The sequence below is a fragment of the Kitasatospora sp. NPDC043950 genome (assembly GCF_056435345.1).
Map to the genome: position 1 here is coordinate 58,212 of NZ_JBWKER010000021.1, position 19,285 is coordinate 77,496.

The following is a 19,285-nucleotide window of genomic DNA, read 5'->3' on the forward strand; positions in this document are numbered from 1 at the left end:
CGCCCCCTCTCCCCCCCCCCCCCTTCTCCCCCCCCCTCCCCCCCCCCCCCCCCCTCCCCCCCCCCCCCCCCCCCCCCCCCCCCCCCCCCCCCCCGCGGCGGGCCCGCCGGGGGTGCGGGCCTGCGGAGGGTGCGGGCCTGGGTGCGCGCCGGGCGGAGGCCGCTCGGCGCAGCGAACCTAAACCGGTTCAGGAGCGCTGTCAACGACTCGCGCAGCAACCACCCCGTCGGGTGGCTCGGCCCCCGGCGGCGAGGTGGACTCGCGCACGGTCAGCCGCGGTGTGGGCATCTGCAGGTCGCGCCCCGGGCCAGCCTCGTCGAGGGCCGCCAGCAGGCTGCGGGCGACCTGCTCGCCGAGCGCGAAGGTGTCCCGGCTCAGCGCGGTCAGCGGCGGGTGGACGATCCGGGCCAGCACCGAGTCGTCGAAGGAGACGATGGACAGTTCGGCGGGCACCGCGACGCCCATCTCCCCGGCCACGCCGAGCCCGGCGACGGCCATCACGTCGCTGTCGTAGACGATCGCGGTGGGCCGCCGGGGCCGGGAGAGCAGGGTGCGGGTGGCGGCGGCGCCCTCGGCGTCGCTGAAGTCGGTGGGCACCGACACGGCCTCCTCCAGTCCGAGCCGGCGGGAGGCGTCGCGCAGCGCGCGGATCCGCCGCTGGGTGTGCTGGAAGTGCGGCAGCCCGGCCAGGTGGGCGATCCGGTGGTGCCCGATGGCGGCCAGGTAGTCGACGATGGAGAGCATCGCCTCCCGGTCGTCGGCCCAGATCCGCAGCGGGCCGCCGCCCTTGCCGGGCCCGCCCAGGATGACGGCGGGCAGGCCGAGTTCGTCCAGCACCGGCAGCCGCGGGTCGCGGACCTGGAGGTCGACGACGATGAAGCCGTCGACCCGGTGCTCGGAGGCCCAGCGCCGGTAGACCTCGATCTCGGCGGCGGTGTCCTCGACCACCATCAGGTGCAGTGCGACGGAGCTGGCCGAGAGCACCGCCTGGAGGCCGGACAGCAGTTGGCTGAAGAACGGCTCGACGCCGATGGTGCGGGCCGGGCGGGCGATCACCAGCCCGACGGCGTCGGCCCTGGCTCCGCCGAGGGCCCGCGCGGCGCTGTGCGGGCGCCAGTTCATCTCCTCGGCGACCCGCAGGATCCGGGCCCTGGTCGCCTCGCTCACGCCGGGGCGGCCGTTGAGCGCGAAGGACACCGCGCCCTTGGAGACACCGGCCTGGCGCGCGATGTCGGCGATCGTCGGTCTGGCCACAGAACCCGACTCCTCTCTTGACATCCAAGTTTAGGCGGGAGCATAGTCCCTGGCATAGCTAGACCGGTTTAGTAAGACAGGTTCTGGAACTCGGCACCACCCCCGTGACCCAAAACCACCCCCCGAGCTCGGCACGATCCCCCACCCACCCCCAGGACCGGGAGACCCTCATGCGAAGAATCTGGGCGGCACTGACCACGACGGCGTTCACCGCGGCCGCACTCACCGGCTGCGGACTCGGCTCCAGCGAAAGCAAGAACAGCGACAGCGTGGCGAGTGCGGCCGCCACCGGCGAGGTCAAGGGCAAGGTCTCGATCCAGACCTGGGCGCTCAAGCCGAAGTTCACCGACTACATGCAGGGCGTCCTCGACGGCTTCAAGAAGAAGTACCCCGGCGTCGAGGTCGAGTGGCTCGACCAGCCCGGCGAGGGCTACTCCGACAAGGTGCTCAGCCAGGCCGCGTCCGGCGGCCTGCCCGACGTGGTCAACCTCCCGCCGGACTTCGCCTTCCCGCTGGCCAAGAAGGACCTCCTGCTGGACGTCCTCAAGGCCGACCCCAAGCTCGCCGACGAGTACGTCGCGGGCGGCGTCGAGGCCTACCGCTACACCGGCCTGAACGGCACCTTCGGCTACCCGTGGTACCTCAACACCGATGTGAACTACTGGAATTCGGAACTCCTGACGAAGAACGGGCTGGACCCGAAGAAGCTCCCCGCCAGCCTGGACGACCTGATCGCCCAGTCCCGGGCGATGAAGGAGAAGTCCGGCGGCCAGACCTACCTGATGAGCCGCAAGCCGGGCCTCGGCGACCTCTACAACGCCGGCGTGAAGCTCATGTCCGACGACGGCAAGTCCTTCACCTTCAACACCCCCGAGGCCGCCGCGCTGCTCGACAAGTACCGCGACGCCTTCAAGGAGGGCCTGCTGCCCAAGGACGTGCTGACCAACACCTACGTCGGCAACTCCAAGCTCTTCAACGCGGGCACGGCCGCCTGGACCACCGGCGGCGGCAACTTCATCACCAGCCTCGCCACCGACAACCCGACGATCGCCCCGAAGATGGTCTCCTCCCCCACCATGGGCGTCCCGCCGCTGTACGTGCAGGGCCTGACCATCCCGAAGAACACCAAGAACCCGGCCGCCGCCGTCGCCCTCGCCCGCTGGGTCACCAGCGCCGAGAACCAGGCCGCGTTCTCCCACCTGACCAGCGTCTTCCCGTCCACCAAGGCCTCCGCGAACGACCCGTTCTTCAGCAAGAGCGACGGCACCAACGCCGGCGACGCCAAGGTGGTCGCCTTCGACTCGCTCGCCAAGGCCAAGCTGATCCAGCCCGTCCAGGTCGACGACGCCATGAGCACCATCGTCAACCAGCAGATCGCGCTGGCCATCAGCGGCGACGCGAGCTCCAAGCAGGCGCTGGACTCCGCCGTCGAACAGTGCAACAAGCTGCTCAAGGGCTGACGGCCAGGCGCCACCCCGACCGTACCGGTCAAGCGGCGGGCCACCCCCGCCCGCCGCACCCGGGAATGACCCGCACCACCCCCAGGAAGGCAACGGCATGACCCACCGGCGTTGGTTCACCCCCTGGCTGCTCGCCGGGCCCGCGATACTCTGGCTGGCCGTCTTCAACCTCTGGCCGGCCGTCAACACGGTGATCCTGTCCTTCACCAACGCCAAGCCCCTGGGCGGCGGGCAGTTCACCGGCCTGGAGAACTACGGGCGCCTGCTCGACGACGAACAACTCGCAGACGCCCTGCTCAACAGCATCGTCTTCATGCTGGTCTGCCTGCCCCTGCTGACCATCCTGCCGCTGCTGCTCGCCCTGCTCGTCCAGCGCAAGATCCCCGGCATCACCTTCTTCCGCACCGCCTTCTACACCCCGGTCATCGCCTCCGCCGTCGTGGTCGCGCTGATCTGGGGCTGGGTGCTGGACGACCGCGGCCTGGTCAACGGCCTGCTCCAGCAGTCCGGTCTGACCGACTCCCCGGTCGCCTTCCTCACCGACCGCTGGCTGCTCCTGTTCAGCGCGATCGCCCTGACCGTCTGGAAGGGCTTCGGCTACTACATGGTCATCTACCTGTCCGCCCTCGCCAACGTCCCGCGCGAACTGCACGAGGCGGCGGCCGTCGACGGCGCCAGCCCGATCCGCCGGTTCTGGCACGTCACCCTGCCCGGGGTGCGGCCGACCATGATGCTCGTCTCCGTCCTCATCTCGGTCAGCGCGCTGCGCGTCTTCTCCGAGCTGTACGTGCTCTCCCACGGCCAGGGCGGCCCGGGCGGGCGGGACATGTCGGTGGTGATGCTGATCCAGATGTACAGCCGCGGCTTCAACGGCCACCTCGGCTACGCCTCCGCGCTCAGCCTGATGCTGTTCGTCATCACCCTCGGCCCGATGCTGCTGCTGATGCGCCTGAACCGGAAGGCGGCCTGAACCCCGTGACCTCCCCCCGTTCGAAGGCCGTCCGCCGCGCTCAAGGCTCGCAGGGCTCCCGGGGCTTCAACACCCCCTCCACCGCCCAGACCGCCGGCCGCTACCTGCTCCTGGTGCTCGTCCTGCTGCTGGTGGTAGGGCCGTTCCTGTGGCAGCTCTCCACCTCCCTCAAGGGTCCCAACGAGGACGTCTACACCAGCACCCCGAGCTTCATCCCCGAACAGCTGACCTTCGGCAACTACGGCAAGGTCGCCGAGACCATCCCGGTCTGGACCTACGCCCTCAACTCGCTGATCGTCGCCGCCATCTGCATCACCGGCAACGTGGTCGGCTGCACCCTGGCCGGCTTCGCGCTCGCCCGGCTGCGCTTCCGCGGCGCCAAGCTCGTCCTCGGCCTCTTCCTCGCCACCCTGGTGCTCCCCGGCGAGGTCACCATCGTCTCCCAGTACGTGCTGGTGCGCGGCCTCGGTCTGGCCGACACCCTGACCGGCGTCGCCCTGCCCGGCGCGATCGCCATGCTCAACGTACTGCTGATGCGCACCGCCTTCGCCGCCGTCCCGCTCGAACTCGACCAGGCCGCCCTGGTCGACGGCGCCACCGTGTGGCAGCGGCTCTGGCACATCGGCCTGCCCAACGTGCGCGGCATGCTCAGCGTGATCGTCATCTTCACCTTCATCGGCGCCTGGGACGACTTCCTCTGGCCCCTGATCGTGCTCAACGACCCGCAGAAGTACACCCTCACCGTCGGACTCCAGTACCTCAACGGCACCTTCTCCGCGAACCCGCGGCTGATCGCGGCCGGCACCATGATCGCCTTCCTGCCGATCGTCGTGGTGTTCGGCGTCTGCCAGCGCTTCTTCTTCAAGGGCGTCGAGGAGGGAGCCGTCAAGGGTTAGGCCCCGGCCGGACGTGTCCGACGATTCCTGACCCCACCGCCCGTTCGCCCCACACCCGTTGAGGACTCACCCGCCCATGAGCAACCCCGCACCGCAGCGCCCCCGCTTCGGCGTCAACTACACGCCCAGCGCCGGCTGGTTCCACCACTGGCTCGACTTCGACCTCGACGCCGTCCGCGCCGACTTCGACTCCATCGCCGCACTCGGCCTGGACCACGTCCGGGTCTTCCCGCTCTGGCCGCTGTTCCAGCCCAACCGCACCCTGATCCGCCCGCGCGCCGTCGAGCAGCTGGCGGCCCTGGTGGACGCGGCCGGCGAACGCGGCCTGGACGTCGCGGTGGACGGCCTCCAGGGCCACCTGTCGAGCTTCGACTTCCTGCCCTCCTGGACGCAGACCTGGCACCGGCGGAACATCTTCACCGACCCCGAGGTCCTCGACGGCCAGGCCGCCTACCTGCGCACCCTCGCCGAGGCGCTGCACGAGCGGCCCAACTTCCTCGGCATGACGCTCGGCAACGAGATCAACCAGTTCTCCGGCGAACCGCACCCCGACCCCGACCGGATCACCCCCGGGCAGGCCGACGCCTGGCTGCGCCGGATGCTCGACGCCTGCGAGCAGGGCGCGCCCGGCCGGATGCACCTGCACGCCTCCTACGACGCCGCCTGGTACCTGGACGAACACCCGTTCACCCCCTGGCACTCGGCCCGGATCGGCGCCGCCACCGCCGTACACTCCTGGGTGTTCAACGGCACCGCCCAGCGCTACGGCGCCCACTCCACCGCCACCGCGCAGCACGCCGCCTACCTGGTCGAGCTCTCCAAGGCCTGGGCGGACGACCCGGCCCGCCCGGTCTGGCTGCAGGAGGTCGGCGCCCCCGCCCCGCACATCACCGCCGAGGACGCCGCCCGGTTCACCGGCGCCACCGTCGAGGCCGTACTCGACTGCCCGGACGTGTGGGGCGTCACCTGGTGGTGCTCGCACGACGTGGACCGCTCGCTGGCCGACTTCCCCGAGCTGGAGTACAGCCTCGGCCTGCTCACCACCGACCGCGCGGTCAAACCGGCCGGCGCCCGGCTGGCCGAGGCCGCCGCCGAGGCGCGCCGCTCCTGGCAGCCGCCCCAGCCGCGCACCACCGCCGTGGTGGTGGCCACCGGGGACGAGGTGACCGCGCCCAAGCGCTCGGTCTGCGGGCCCGGCGGCGCCGTCTACGAGGCGTTCATGCGCCTCGCCGAGGCGGGCGCCCGCCCGACCACCGTCCTCGCCGAGCACGCCGAGGACCAGGCACACCTGGCCGCGCGCGGGATCACCGAGGTGGTCCACCCGGACGACGTACGTTCTCTCTGACCCCTGTTGTTCCGCCCTCAGTCACGCAACGGAGCCCGCTGACATGCACGATGACCGCACGCTGGTCGAGTCCCGCCTCAAGCGCGTCCTGGACGAGCGCATCCGCCCGGCCGTCTACCCCGAGTCCGTCCCGCTGGAGGTCGGCATCTGGACGGCACCCGGCGAGCCCGTCCCGGTCGCCGAGGGCCTGGCCGCGCCGCGCACCCCGATCGCGGTCGGCGACGCCTGGGGCGCGCCGTGGGGCACCAACTGGATCACCGTGACCGGCACCGTGCCGCAGGCCTGGGCCGGGCGGACGGTCGAGGCGCTGATCGACCTCGGCTTCGACGCCAACATGCCCGGCTTCCAGTGCGAGGGCCTGGTCTACCGCCCGGACGGCACCCCGGTGAAGGGCCTCAACCCGCAGAACCAGTGGGTGCGCATCGCCGCCCCCGCGGCCGGCGGCGAGCAGGTGCTGCTGCACGTCGAGGCGGCCTCCAACCCGGTCATCCTGGACTACCACCCCTTCCTGCCCACCGAGTTGGGCGACAAGGACACCGCCGGCGACCAGCCGCAGTACAAGCTGACCAGGATGGACCTCGCCGTCTTCGACGAGACGGTCTGGCAACTGGTGATCGACCTGGAGGTGCTCGGCGAGCTGATGGCCGAGCTGCCGGTGGACGGCGCCCGCCGCTGGGACGTCCTGCGCGCGGTCGAGCGGGCGCTCGACGCGATCGACCTCCAGGACGTCAACGGCACGGCGGCGGCCGCCCGTTCGGAGCTCACCGACGTGCTGGCCGCGCCCGCCGTGCCGTCCGCGCACCGGATCAGTGCGATCGGCCACGCGCACATCGACTCGGCCTGGCTCTGGCCGCTGCGCGAGACCGTCCGCAAGGTGGCGCGCACCACCGCCAACATGACCGCGCTGCTGGAAGACGAGCCGGACTTCCTCTACACCATGTCCCAGGCACAGCAGTTCGCCTGGATCAAGGAGCACCGGCCCGAGGTGTACGCCCGGGTGCAGAAGGCCGTGGCGGAGGGCCGGTTCGTCCCGGCCGGCGGCATGTGGGTCGAGTCCGACACCAACATGCCCAGCTCGGAGGCGATGGCCCGGCAGTTCGTGCACGGCAAGCGGTTCTTCCTGGACGAGTTCGGGGTGGAGAACCACGAGGCGTGGCTGCCCGACACCTTCGGCTTCACCGGCGGCCTGCCGCAGATCATCCGCAACGCGGGCTCCAAGTGGCTGCTGACGCAGAAGATCTCGTGGAGCCAGATCAACAAGTTCCCGCACCACACCTTCCTCTGGGAGGGCATCGACGGGACCAGGATCTTCACCCACTTCCCGCCCGTGGACACCTACAACTGCTCCATGAAGGGCAGCGAGATCGCCCACGCGGCACGGAACTTCAAGGACAAGGGGGTGGCCCGGCACTCGCTCGCCCCGACCGGCTGGGGCGACGGCGGCGGCGGCACCACCCGCGAGATGGTCGCCAAGGCGGGCCGGATGAAGGACCTGGAGGGCTCGGCCACCGTCCGCTGGGAGAAGCCCGCCGAGTTCTTCGCCAAGGCCGAGGCCGAGTACCCGAACCCGCCGGTCTGGGTCGGCGAGCTCTACCTGGAGCTGCACCGGGCCACCCTGACCAGCCAGGCGAAGACCAAGCAGGGCAACCGACGCAGCGAGAACCTGCTGCGCGAGGCCGAACTCTGGTGCGCCACCGCCTCGTTGCGCACCGGCGCGGCCTACCCGTACGAGCAGCTGGACCGGATCTGGAAGACCGTCCTGCTGCACCAGTTCCACGACATCCTGCCCGGCTCCTCCATCGCCTGGGTGCACCGCGAGGCCGAGGCGACGTACGCGGCGCTGGCCGCGGAGCTGGACTCGCTGATCGACGGCGCCCAGCAGGCCCTCGCCGGGGACACCGCCGGCGGGCGCGAGCTGGTGTTCAACTCGGCGCCGCACCCGCGCTCGGCCGTCCCGGCCGGCGGGGCTGCCCCGGCCGTGCTCGGCTCGGGCGCCTGCGAGGTCATCGAGCGGCCCGAGGGCGGCTTCCTGCTGCGCAACGGGCTGCTGGACGTGGTCGTGGACGCCGACGGCCTGGTGGCGTCGGTGGTCGAGGTGGCGAGCGGCCGGGAGACCGTCGCCCCCGGCACCCGGGCCAACCTGCTCCAGCTGCACCCGGACTTCCCCAACATGTGGGACGCCTGGGACGTCGACCAGTTCTACCGCAACACCGTCACCGACCTGACCGCCGTGGACGCGCTGACGGCGCTCTCCGCCCCCGACCAGGCCGCCGTCCGGGTGGCGCGCTCCTTCGGCTCGTCCACCGTCGTCCAGACGCTCACCCTGCGGGCGGGCGAGCAGCGGCTCGACATCGACACCGAGGTCGACTGGCACGAGACCGAGAAGTTCCTCAAGGCCGCGTTCCCGCTGGACGTGCACACCGAGCGGTACGCCGCCGAGACCCAGTTCGGCCACCTCTACCGGCCCACCCACACCAACACCAGCTGGGACGCCGCCAAGTTCGAGGCCTGCAACCACCGCTTCGTCCACCTCGACGAGCCCGGCTGGGGCGTCGCCCTCGTCACCGCCTCCACCTACGGCCACGACGTCACCCGCGCCGTGCGCGACACCGACGGCGGCACCACCACCACGGTCCGCTTCTCGCTGCTGCGCGCGCCCCGCTTCCCCGACCCGAAGACCGACCAGGGCCTGCACCGTTTCCGGCACGCCCTCGTCCCGGGTGCGGCGATCGGCGACGCCGTCCGCGAGGGCTACCGGATCGGCCTGCCCGAGCGGCGCGTCACCGGCACCGCCGAGCAGGTCGCGCCGCTGGTGCAGCTGGACAACGACGCGCTGGTGGTCAGCGCGGTCAAGCTCGCCGACGACCGCAGCGGCGACCTGATCGTCCGGGTCTACGAGGCGGGTGGCGGCCGCGCCCGGGGCCTGCTCACCACCTCCTACCCGCTGGCCGGTGCCGTCCCCTGCGACCTGCTGGAGCGGCCCTGGGACGGCACCCGCGGCGAGGTGGCCGTGGAGGACGGCGCGGTGCGGCTGGCGCTGCGGCCGTTCGAGCTGGTCACGCTGCGTCTGAGCGCGGCGGGCTGAGCACCGCCGGCTGACGGGCGGGCGGGGACCCGCCGTTTCGGGGACCCGCTGTTCGGGGTCTCGCTGTTCGGGGCCGCCGTTCGGGGTCTCGCACCCCGCCCGCCGCGCCCCGCATGCCGCACTACGCTGATCGGCGCCCCGGCCCGCCCGCCGGGGCGCCGCCCCCGCCCGAACCCGCCTGGAGCCCGCCGCGATGACCCTCACCCCGCCGCCCGCCGCCACCCCGCTGTTCGCCGCCGTGGACATCGGCGGCACCAAGATCGCCGGGGCGCTGGTCGACGGCCACGGGCGGCTGCGGCACCGGCACCAACTGCCCACCCCGGCCCGGGAGCCGGGCGCGGCCGTGCTCGCCGTCGTGCACGAGGTGCTGGACCGGCTCGCCCGCACCGCCGACTGGTCCGCCGTGACGGCCGTCGGGATCGGCAGCGCCGGCCCGGTCGACCTCGTCGCCGGCTCCGTCAGCCCCGTCAACATCCCCGGCTGGCACGACTTCCCGCTGGTCGCCGAGGTCGCCGCGCACCCGGCGGTGGCCGCCCGGCGGCTGCCCGTCCAACTGGCCGGGGACGGCGTCGCGATGGCCGCCGCCGAGCACTGGCAGGGCGCCGCCCGGGGCGCGGCCAACGCGCTGTGCCTGGTGGTGTCGACCGGGGTCGGCGCCGGGCTGGTGCTCGACGGCGCCGTCCGCCCCGGGCCCAGCGGCAACGCCGGCCACCTCGGCCACATCAGCGTCGACCTGGACGGCGAGCCCTGCCCGTGCGGCTCGCGCGGCTGCCTGGAGGGCCTCGCCAGCGGCACCGCCATCGCCCGCCGGGCCCTCGCCGAGGGCTGGCGCCCGGCCGGGGAGGACCGCTCGGCCCGGGCCGTCGCCGCCGACGCCGAGGCGGGCGACCCGGTCGCGCTCGCCTCCTTCGACCGCGCCGCCCAGGCCCTCGCCGCCGGGATCGCCGCCACCGCGGCCCTGGTCGACCTCGACCGGGTGGTGGTCGGCGGCGGCGTCGCCACCGCCGGCGACGTCCTGTTCGCACCGCTCGCCCGCCACCTCGACCGCTACGCCACGCTGTCCTACATCCGCGGCCTCGACGTCCGCCGCGCCGAACTCGGCACCGATGCCGGGCTGATCGGCGCGGCCGCGCTCTGCCGCTGACCCGAACCCCTCGGAGGCCGCGCCATGTCGCTCCCGCCCTTCGCCCTGCTCCACAACCCGGTCCGCCCGTACGCGTGGGGCTCGCCCACCGCCATCCCCGCGCTGACCGGCACCGCGCCGACCGGCGCCCCGCAGGCCGAACTGTGGATGGGCGCACACCCGTCGGCACCCTCCGAGCTGCTGGCTCCGGACGGCACCGGCGGGCCGCAGCCGCTGGACGAACTCATCCAGCGGTACCCGAACGCCATGCTCGGGCCGGACACCGTGGGGCGGTTCGGCCCGACGCTGCCGTTCCTGTTCAAGGTGCTCGCCGCCGACCGGGCGCTCTCCCTCCAGGTCCACCCGACCCGGACCCAGGCGGCGGCCGGGTACGCGGCCGAGGAGGCTCGCGGCGTCCCGCTCGACGCACCCGAACGGGTCTTCAAGGACCCCGGGCACAAGCCCGAACTCATCTGCGCCCTCGGGGACTTCGAAGCACTGTGCGGCTTCCGCCCGGCCGCCGACACGGCCCGGCTGCTGGACGCGCTCGCCGTCCCGCTGCTCGCCCCCTGGGCGGACGACCTGCGCGCGCACCCCGCCGCCGAGGCCCTGCCCGCGCTGCTGCGCCGGGTCCTGGCCGAGGTCCGGCCGACCCGCACCCAACTCGGCGACGTCACCAGGGCGTTGCACCGGCTAGCGGCCGAGGGCGGCCCGTTCGCCGAGGCCTGCGCCGGCTACGCCCGCGCCGCCGCGCAGTACCCCGGCGACCCGGGCCTGATCGCCGCACTGCTGCTCAACCACGTCCGGCTCACGGCGGGCCAGGCCCTCTACCTGGACGCCGGGGTTCCGCACGCCTATCTCCGGGGCGTGGGCGTGGAGTTGATGGCCAACTCGGACAACGTGCTGCGCTGCGGGCTCACCCCCAAGCACGTCGACGTCGACGGCCTGCTGGCGGTCACGTCCTTCCGCACCGATGAACCGCAGGTCCTCACGGCACTCCCAGGCGACCGATTCGAGGACGAATTCCCCTCCCCCGCCGAGGAGTTCAGGCTCTCCCGGCTGCGCCCCGGCCCGGCCGCCGTCCGCGCCGAGCTGCCCACCCCGCAGATCCTGCTGTGCGTCGAGGGCCGCGCCCGACTGCACGCCCCCGGCTTCGCGGACCTCGACCTCCCCCGGGGCGCGTCCGTCTACCTGCGGCCGGGCGCCGGACCGGTCGAGCTGACCGGCCGGGGTGCGGAGCTGTTCCGGGCCACCACCGGCGCGCCGGCCCAGGCCGGCACCGGGTGGCCGAACAGCAGGTCGTAGCCGTCCGGGAGCTGCTCGACCACGCGGTCGACCAGTTCCCCCGGGGCCAGGTCGGCGAGGGTGCCGAGCACGGCCCCGATGTCCCACGGCCCGGTCGCCTCGGTCGCGCCGTCGATCCAGCCGACCACGCCGCGCACGAAGCGCTCGGCGGTCAGCGGTTCGGCGGCGGGCCCGGCATCGCGCAGCAGCGGGGCGTACGCCTCGGGCAGCGCGTCGGCGAGCTCGGCCCGTTCGGCCCCGACCAGGTGCTCACCGAGCAGCGCGAGCACGACCCGGATGGCGTGCTCCGCCTCCGCCTCGCTCGGGTACTCCCCACAGTCGACGACGCGGGCGCGGAAGTCCTCCGGGGAGATGGTCATCGCGTCCTCCTTCCGGTCGGCGGGAACCGGCTGCGCTCCGCCCGGAAGCCGGAGGCCGAGAGCCGCCGGCCCTCTCGCGGACGATCCCTGGCCCGGTGGCCCGGAGGCCCGGAGGCCCGGAGGCGGCGGACGGCTGGTGTGGCGGACGGCCCGTGGCGGACGGCTGGTGGCGGCGAGGTCCGGTCGGCTGCGCCGTCACGGCCCGTGACCGCCTGGGGTTCGCCGGTACCCGTGCTGCTCAGCGTACTGCGGCACGGCGGCACGGCGGCAGGGAGACCGGCCGGACGGATCGACGCCGTTGTCGATCACGCCGCCGGCCCGCGCCCTGCCCGGCGCGGGGCCACCAGGGGACCGGGTGTCAGGCCACCGACGCCCGACACCGTCTGCGGGTGCGGTGCGGCAGAGCGGCGCCCGAGCGGGCCGCCACGCGCTGCGGCGGAGGCGCCGTGACCGGCACGGCCGGTGCGGCGGGCACAGCGGGCACGGTGGACACAGCTGGCGCGGTGGACACCGCCGGCGCGGCCGGCGGGACCGCGACGGCCTGCACGGCATCCGGCATAAACGCCTCGAGAAAACGCCGCTCGTTCGAACTGAGTTTGCGCGAGCGGCCGGATTCACGGTCCCGCGCGACCACCACGGTCCTGGCCCGCATAAAGGTGAGCGGGTCACGGCAGACATTCACCACGACATGCGTGGAACTCCGCCCGATCCGTTCAACCGTCAACTGCACCGACAAGGGCTCGGGCCGGTGGTACAACTGCTCCAGGAAATCGATCTCGTGCCGCGCGATAATGAATCCGGACGGGAACAGGGCGTCCCGGACGGCGGTCTCGTGGTGGCAGAACATGTCGTAAATCCCCTCCTGGACGTAGCCGACCAGCCGGGCGTTGTTGATGTGCCCGTTCTCGTCGACGTCGCTCCACCGGGTGGGGCAGGACAGCACGTGCACGCCCGGGTGCAGCGCGCTCACTGCTGCGTCAGCCCGACGCCGGTCGCGGCGGGGAGCAGTGCCCGGCGCAACCTCGCGTAGTAACCGGACTGTTCCGCCGCCATCCGGGCCGCCGTCCAACCCTCCTCGGCCGCTTCCGCGGCGACCTGGACGACCAGGCTGTCGAGCACCGCGTCGACCGACCGGCAGAGTTCGGCGACCGCCGCGAGGCGCTCGGTGACATCGGCGCCGACGGCCGCGCCCCGGGCCGGGAAAGCGGCCAGCGATTCCGCCGCGAGTTGCAGGTCGTCGACGGTGTCCGGCATTTTCTCCGGCATGTTTTCCGGCATCAAATTCGACACGTTTTTCTCCATGACTCATTCCGGCCATTACGGCCCGGTAACTAGTGTTCGAATACACCGAATCGGTGTCGGCCCCCCGACGCCTTCGACGCTATCCCAGCCGACACGGTCGACGGATGGTTTACGGACGGCGACGGGAAACTCACTCCTATTGGAGTAGTTTGGCGGGGTACACAATATGCCCCATCATCCGAATGCCGTCGGCAGAACGGGTGGCATCGCCGACCCGAACCCCGAAACCGACACCTGCACGTCGCGGATCTGCTACCAGCCTCCCCACCACCTCGCCTTGTAGAGATGCGTCCCGCGCAGCATCCGCGTCCCGTCCGGCCGGTGCAGGGTGATCACCGAGGTGCACCAGGAACACGGCCCGCTGTGGTCGGGGGCCACGGTCAGCAGCCGTCCGGTGCCGGGCTCGTCCCCGACGCTCTTCACATCCCGGACGGCTGCGGGGTCGCCCAGCCGCACGGCGGTGAAGCGGTCGGCCGCCGGGTCGTACCGCCACAGGCCGGTCAGCGTGCTCACCCAGAACCGTCCGGGCTCGGCCAGCACCGGCGCGAGGTCGTGCCCGCCGTGGTCGGGCAGCGGCGTCGAGCGGACGGCGGTCAGGGTGGGCGCCGCCGGGGTCCCGCCCACCCGCAGCGCGGTCAGCACGTCGTCGCCGAGCACCCAGAGCAGGCCCGTCCGGCCGTCCCAGTGCACGCCGTGCGCGCCCGGGAGCGGGTAGCCTGCGTGGGCGGTGGCGCGCGGCCCCTGCGAGGCCGCGTACAGCCGCACCCACCCGCCGCCGCTCGCCGCGACCGCGACGTTGCCGTCCGGCAGCAGCTCGATGCTGTGCGGATTGGCCGCCCCGCCCAGGTCCGCCGCCCAGCGGGTCGCGCCGGTGGTGGTGTCCACGACGGCGGCCAGGCCGCCGGAGGCGGTGGTCAGCAGGTAGCGCCGGCCCTGCCGCACCCGGCTCTTCGCCTCGTCCGGATTCGTCCAGCTCCGCGCGGGCGTCAGGTCCGCGAGCCCGGCCGCCCGGTCGGCGCTCCAGCCCCACACGACCGGCAGCCGCCCCGGGCCCCGGTAGGCCATCAGCTCCTCGGCGCTCTGCAGCACCAGGACGCTACGGGACTCCTGGTCCACCACCACGACCGCCCACCCGGGCGACCTGGCCTGCGCGCCGGTCGCCGGCACGCAGAACAGCAGGACGCACAGAGCGCACAGGGCCACCAGCGTTCTCCTCAGCACGCCCCCACCGTGCTTGCTCCCGGGCCGCTTTGCACGGCGGAGCGTCCGAACGGCCGTGGCGAGCGCGGTGGCGGATCCGGGGTGGCGAATCCGCCACCGTGTTCGCCACCGTCCGGATCCGCCACCGTGCTCGCCACCGTCCGGATCCGCGCGGGCGCCCTCCCTCACGCCCGGACCCGCGCAGCCGCGTTCGCTACCTCCCGGAGACGACGTCCGCGACGCGGGCGATCGGCGAGGTGGTGGCCCGTCCGCCCGCCTCCTGGCGGTCTGCCGCGTGGTAGGCCGCGTACATCGCGTGCACCCCGATCCAGCGCAGCGGCTCGGGCTCCCAGCGGCGCACGGTGTGGCCCACCCAGGGCAGCCCGGTCAGCCCGGTGTCCCGCCCGAGGACCAGGTCGCGCAGGGTCCGGCCCGCCAGGTTCGTCGTGGTCACCCCGCTGCCGACGTACCCGCCCGCCCAGCCGAGGCCACTCGCACGGTCCAGCTCCACGGTGGCGCACCAGTCCCGGGGGACGCCGAGCACGCCCGCCCAGGCGTGGTCGATCCGGGCGCTCGCGGCCGCCGGGAAGAAGCGGTTCAGGATCTGCCGGAGCTGGCGCACGGTCTCCACCTGGGTGCCGCCGTCCGCATCCGTCCGCGAGCCGAACCGGTACGGCACGCCCCGGCCGCCCAGCGCGATCCGGTCGTCCACGGTGCGCTGCGCGTACATGTAGGCGTGCGCGAAGTCGCCCAGCACCTCGCGGCCCTGCCAGCCCGCGTCCGCCCAGAAGGCGGGCGGCAGCGGCTCGGTGGCGATCATCGCCGAGTTCATCGGCAGCCAGGTCCGCCGCTCGCCGCGCAGGCCGGCCGTGAACCCCTCGGTGGCGCGCAGCACGTACTCGGCGGTCACCGTGCCCTGCGGCGTCACCGCGCGCGGCCGGGCGAACGCGGTGCCCGGCAGGATCGCCGTCACCGCCGTCCCCTCGTGCACCGCCACCCCGAGGTCCCGCACCACCCGCGCCAACCCGCGTACCAGCTCGGCCGGTTGGATCCGCGCACCGTACGGCGTCCAGGTGCCGCCGAGGGCGCCCGCGACGGCGATCCGGTCGGCGGCCTCCTTGGCGCCCAGCAGCTCGACGCGGCCCTCGCCGTACGCCCGCTCGGCGGCGGCGAAAGCCTTGAGCCTCTCCAACTGGGCTCTGTTCCTGGCGACTTCGAGCACCCCGCCACGCACGATGTGCGCGTCGATCCGCTCGGCGGCGGCGACGTCCACGACCTCCCCGACCGCCTCGTCCATCGCCCGCTGCATCGCCGCCGCCGCACCCGGGCTGTACCGCTTCGCGAACGCGCCCCGGCCCGCGAAACCGTTGTACAGCCACCCGCCGTTGCGGCCCGAGGCGCCGTAGCCGCAGAACCGGCGTTCCAGCACCGCGATCCGCAGCGACGGCTCCGCCTTCTTCAGGTAGTACGCCGTCCACAGCCCGGTGTACCCGCCGCCGACGACGCACACGTCCACATCCGCGCTCCCGGGCAACGCCGGCCCCGGCTCCGGCAGCCCGCTCGCCGCGTACCAGAACGACACCTCGCCGTTGACCGCCACCAGAACCTCCCACACCCGTCGCCGACCTGCCCGGACGCTACGCCGCACCGGTCACGCCGGAACACCCCCACACTGCCAAGATCCCCCCGCCCGGCCAGCCACCCTGTCAGACCGCCAGCAGCTCCAGCACCCGCGTCCAGCTGTACGCCCCCGGTGTGAACTCCGCGATCCGCACACCCATGCTCCGCAGCCTGGCCAGGCTCTCCCCGTACGCCGGATGCGCCGCCTGCGCCGCGCTCAGACAGGGCTGCACCGCCACCGGGACGCCCCACCCGTACGACTCGCAGAGGATGCCGAGCGCCAGGGTGTCCGAGATCCCCGCCGCCCACTTGTTGATCGTGTTGAACGTCGCCGGGGCGACCACGACCGCATCCGGATCCGGCAACGGCCGCGGATCCCCCGGCTTCCGCCAGGCCGAACGGATCGGATACCCCGTCCGCGCCACCAGCTCCTCCTCGTCGATGAACCCCATCGCCCGCGGAGTCGCCACCACGCCCACCTCCCACCCCCGCCCCTGCGCGGCGGATACCAACTCCCCCACCCCACCCGCGACTCCGGCCGCACACACCACGACGTAGAGCATCAATTTCGTCTCCCCGCTGTTCCTGTCACTGGCACATCACCGTCCCCCAGAGCGCGATCAGCATCATCACCCCGGCCACGGAGACCCCACACGCTAGCCACACCCGCACCGGGTCGGCGATCCCACTCTCATCCCTCACGGCCGCCCCACTACCAGGTCCGCATGCACGACCTTCCCGAACGGCTCAACCACGGCTCCCCGACGCCCCTTCGTCAGCTTGTGCACCAACGCCAGCCCCCGGTGGCACTCCTCGTCCTCCCCCGCAGCCATCAGTACCGGCAACGACAACCGGATCGCGGAGTTGCACGACCACATTACGGCGCTCCAGCGCGCCGCATGAGGAAAGGAACAGCTCATGACCGAGGACGGCAGGATCTTCCGGGAGGCGTGGATCGCCGGAGTGAAGCGGCACTTCCCCGGAGAGCCGAAGCCCGGCTGCATCGCCTCCTGGGAGGAGACCCCCGACTGGGAACGACCCTGCGCCGCAGCCGTGTTCGGGCAGGTTCGGGACTTCGTGGCCGTGAGCGGCGGGACGACCGTCAAGCTCTCCCGCGAGCAGAAGGGGCGCTTCGTCTCGCTCTGCTGGATCGCCCAGATCCACAAGCACATCGAGAGCCCCAAGCCCGGCTACGTCGCGGATTGGAACGACCTGCCCAAGTGGCAGCAGGAGACCGACGCCGACATCTTCGAGGCGATCGAGCGACTGGTTGAGGTAAGCCCCGGGTGTCCGCCCCTGCGGCGCGCAGGGGCGGACACCATCACACAGCGCCGGCCGGATCGCCGTTCATACCCCGCAGGTCGTAGACCGTCAGGACCACGGCTTCGGCCCCCGCTCCTCCTGCGCGCGGACGACCGTCGCCGGTGCCGCGTGGTGCCCTGGTGGTCCCGGGCGCGCCGGCCCGACGAGAGGAGACGCTCCGTGAACCCGTCCACCCCGTACAGGATTCGACCACTCCGGCTCAGCGCGGCGGCCGTCGCCGCGGGCGCCCTACTGTTCGGCGTGGCCGCCGCGCCGGCAGCCCAGGCGGCGGGCCCCCGAGCCGACCTCGTCCAACAGCGGCTCGACGCGCTGGTCCGGCAGGACGGTGTGCCCGGCGCGCTGGCCACCGTGCGGGACCGGAACGGGCGCACCCGCACCTACACGGCCGGGGTGGGCGATCTCGCCACTGGCGCGGCGGTGCCCGTGGACGGGCAGGTCCGGGCGGGCAGCAACACCAAGTCCTTCACGGCCGTCGTCGTCCTGCAACTCGTCGCCGAGGGCAAGGTCGATCTGGAGGCCTCCCTCGACACCTACCTGCCGGGCCTCGTCCGCGGCACCGGCGCCGACGGCAGCCGCATCGACGGGCGGAAGATCACCGTCCGCCAGATCCTCCAGCACACCAGCGGCCTGCCCGACTACACCCACTTCCTGCCCGACCAGAGCCTCTCCCAGTACCACGAGCCGCGCGACCTGCTCGACCTCGCGCTCGCCCAGAAGCCCGACTTCGAGCCCGGCAAGGGCTGGAAGTACTGCAACACGGGCTACCTGATCGCCGGTCTGATCATCCAGAAGGTCACCGGGCGGCCCGCCGGCGAGGAGATCACCCGGCGGGTCATCGACCGCATCGGCCTGCGCCACACGTACTTCCCCGCCCAGGGCGACATGACGGTGCACGAGCGCCACCCGCACGGCTACTTCACCGAGGAGCCCGGCGGCCAGCCGCTGGACGTCACCGAACAGGACATGTCCTGGGCCTGGACGGCCGGCGCCCTGGTGTCCACGAACAGCGACCTGAACCGCTTCTTCCGCGCCCTGCTCGGCGGCGAGCTGCTGGCCCCGGCCCAGCTCGCCCAGATGCAGGTCACCGTCCCCGCCGAGTACATGGGCCCCGGCGGCCGCTACGGGCTGGGCCTCGCCAGCCGCCCGCTGTCCTGCGGCGGTGTGTACTGGGGCCACGGCGGCACGCTCCCGGGCTACGTGACGCGCGGTGGTGTCACCGAGGACGGTCGCGCCGCCGACATCGCCGTCACCACCCTGCCCTCCGCCGACGTCAAGCAGCGCGTCGCCGACGCCGTGGACGCCGCGCTCTGCCGCTGAGGCGCTGAAACGCTGAAACATCCAGGCCCGGAAGCGGACCCCGGGCGACGGCCGTGCCCGCCCCCGCGTCACGGGGCGGGCACGGTCGCTCATCCGCAGTCTCAGCCGATGGTGGAGCCGGTGACGGGCTCGGAGAGTTCGACGGTCCTGCCGTTCAGGCCGGCCTTGACGAACTGCCAGGTGAGGCCGTTGATGACGCCCTGGCCGAGCGGGGCCAGCTGGGCGAACGCGGGCTGGCTGAGGTCGAGGTGGCCGGCGTCACAGGAGGGGCACTTGTCCCGGACGGGGACGGTGACGGTCTTGCCCTGGTAGCTGACCTTGACCGAAATGCCCTGACACAGGGGGTCGTTGTTGGGGTTGGCGCTGGTCCACCAGGTGTGGGAGACCGCGACGAGCATCTGGTTGGAGGCGTTGATCTGGGTGCCGCAGGCGCCGTAGCCGGCGTCGTTGTAGTAGGTGGCCTTGCCGGACATGGGCGTGTTGATCGGTATCGCCGCGCTGGCGGTGCCGGCGGTGAGGGCGATGAGGGCGGCGGCCGCGAGCGGGGCGCCCGCGAGGATCCTGAGGTTCCTGCTGATGGCGCGCATGGTTCCCTCCGGTTCTCTAGCCATGGGCATGACAGGCAGAAGTCGCCGAAGCCGCAAGGGGGTTCAGCGAGATCGCCCGATGCCCGTCCGAGTGAAGAGAACGTATGCGCCCGACGGCGGCATGGTCCAGACCGCCGCC

The 19,285-nt window shown here is 72.9% G+C and carries 16 protein-coding genes; 8 read left to right on the forward strand and 8 right to left on the reverse strand.

Annotated features, from left to right (window positions below; all coding sequences use genetic code 11):
- Positions 1-177 precede the first annotated feature (177 nt).
- On the reverse strand, positions 178-1,254 hold the full coding sequence (locus AC07BF_RS16215; RefSeq protein WP_363581810.1) for a LacI family DNA-binding transcriptional regulator: 1,077 nt from the start codon (positions 1,252-1,254) through the stop codon (positions 178-180).
- Between the two features lie 170 nt (positions 1,255-1,424).
- Here AC07BF_RS16215 and AC07BF_RS16220 point away from each other — a divergent pair, with 170 nt between their 5' ends.
- From AC07BF_RS16220 to manA, 7 genes are all read left to right on the forward strand, one after another.
- On the forward strand, positions 1,425-2,714 hold the full coding sequence (locus AC07BF_RS16220) for an ABC transporter substrate-binding protein (protein WP_363581808.1): 1,290 nt from the start codon (positions 1,425-1,427) through the stop codon (positions 2,712-2,714).
- 97 nt (positions 2,715-2,811) lie between these two features.
- Entirely contained in the window at positions 2,812-3,684 is an 873-nt protein-coding gene (locus AC07BF_RS16225; RefSeq protein ID WP_363581806.1) for a carbohydrate ABC transporter permease, read from the forward strand.
- Positions 3,685-3,689: 5 nt separating this feature from the next.
- Entirely contained in the window at positions 3,690-4,580 is an 891-nt protein-coding gene (locus AC07BF_RS16230; RefSeq protein ID WP_478333510.1) for a carbohydrate ABC transporter permease, read from the forward strand.
- Positions 4,581-4,656: 76 nt separating this feature from the next.
- Positions 4,657-5,925: a glycoside hydrolase 5 family protein gene (locus AC07BF_RS16235; protein ID WP_478333511.1), complete on the forward strand. Its 1,269-nt coding sequence runs from the start codon at positions 4,657-4,659 to the stop codon at positions 5,923-5,925.
- A gap of 43 nt (positions 5,926-5,968) precedes the next feature.
- Positions 5,969-9,010, forward strand: coding sequence for an alpha-mannosidase (locus AC07BF_RS16240; protein ID WP_478333512.1), 3,042 nt, complete (start codon positions 5,969-5,971; stop codon positions 9,008-9,010).
- A gap of 193 nt (positions 9,011-9,203) precedes the next feature.
- Entirely contained in the window at positions 9,204-10,154 is a 951-nt protein-coding gene (locus tag AC07BF_RS16245) for an ROK family protein (protein ID WP_478333513.1), read from the forward strand.
- A 24-nt stretch (positions 10,155-10,178) separates the two neighbouring features.
- Positions 10,179-11,438: a mannose-6-phosphate isomerase, class I gene (manA, locus tag AC07BF_RS16250; RefSeq protein WP_478333514.1), complete on the forward strand. Its 1,260-nt coding sequence runs from the start codon at positions 10,179-10,181 to the stop codon at positions 11,436-11,438.
- On the opposite strand, the gene AC07BF_RS16255 is transcribed toward manA, so the two are convergent.
- The 6 genes from AC07BF_RS16255 to AC07BF_RS16280 all read right to left on the reverse strand — a co-directional run bounded on the left by AC07BF_RS16255 (position 11,321) and on the right by AC07BF_RS16280 (position 16,482).
- Complete coding sequence (locus AC07BF_RS16255; RefSeq protein ID WP_079135401.1) at positions 11,321-11,797, reverse strand: DUF2267 domain-containing protein; 477 nt, start codon at positions 11,795-11,797, stop codon at positions 11,321-11,323. The genes manA and AC07BF_RS16255 overlap by 118 nt on opposite strands.
- A gap of 358 nt (positions 11,798-12,155) precedes the next feature.
- Positions 12,156-12,767 carry an acyl-CoA thioesterase gene (locus AC07BF_RS16260; protein ID WP_363628367.1) on the reverse strand — a complete coding sequence of 204 codons (612 nt, stop codon included), beginning with the start codon at positions 12,765-12,767 and terminating at the stop codon, positions 12,156-12,158.
- A complete protein-coding gene (locus AC07BF_RS16265; protein WP_478333515.1) occupies positions 12,764-13,099 on the reverse strand; it encodes a hypothetical protein in 336 nt (111 codons plus the stop codon). Before AC07BF_RS16265 ends, AC07BF_RS16260 begins: the two co-directional genes overlap by 4 nt.
- Before the next feature lie 252 nt (positions 13,100-13,351).
- A complete protein-coding gene (locus AC07BF_RS16270; protein ID WP_400803129.1) occupies positions 13,352-14,320 on the reverse strand; it encodes a DUF6528 family protein in 969 nt (322 codons plus the stop codon).
- A 193-nt stretch (positions 14,321-14,513) separates the two neighbouring features.
- Positions 14,514-15,902 carry an NAD(P)/FAD-dependent oxidoreductase gene (locus tag AC07BF_RS16275; RefSeq protein WP_478333527.1) on the reverse strand — a complete coding sequence of 463 codons (1,389 nt, stop codon included), beginning with the start codon at positions 15,900-15,902 and terminating at the stop codon, positions 14,514-14,516.
- A gap of 103 nt (positions 15,903-16,005) precedes the next feature.
- The gene (locus AC07BF_RS16280; protein WP_400803131.1) at positions 16,006-16,482 is read right to left on the reverse strand and encodes a flavoprotein; all 477 of its coding nucleotides are present in this window, start codon (positions 16,480-16,482) and stop codon (positions 16,006-16,008) included.
- Between the two features lie 919 nt (positions 16,483-17,401).
- Between AC07BF_RS16280 and AC07BF_RS16285 the strand changes: the two genes are divergently transcribed.
- A complete protein-coding gene (locus AC07BF_RS16285; RefSeq protein WP_478333528.1) occupies positions 17,402-18,559 on the forward strand; it encodes a serine hydrolase domain-containing protein in 1,158 nt (385 codons plus the stop codon).
- 101 nt (positions 18,560-18,660) lie between these two features.
- Here AC07BF_RS16285 and AC07BF_RS16290 read toward each other — a convergent pair whose 3' ends face one another.
- Entirely contained in the window at positions 18,661-19,146 is a 486-nt protein-coding gene (locus AC07BF_RS16290) for a cysteine/serine endopeptidase inhibitor (protein ID WP_478333516.1), read from the reverse strand.
- Positions 19,147-19,285 lie beyond the last annotated feature (139 nt).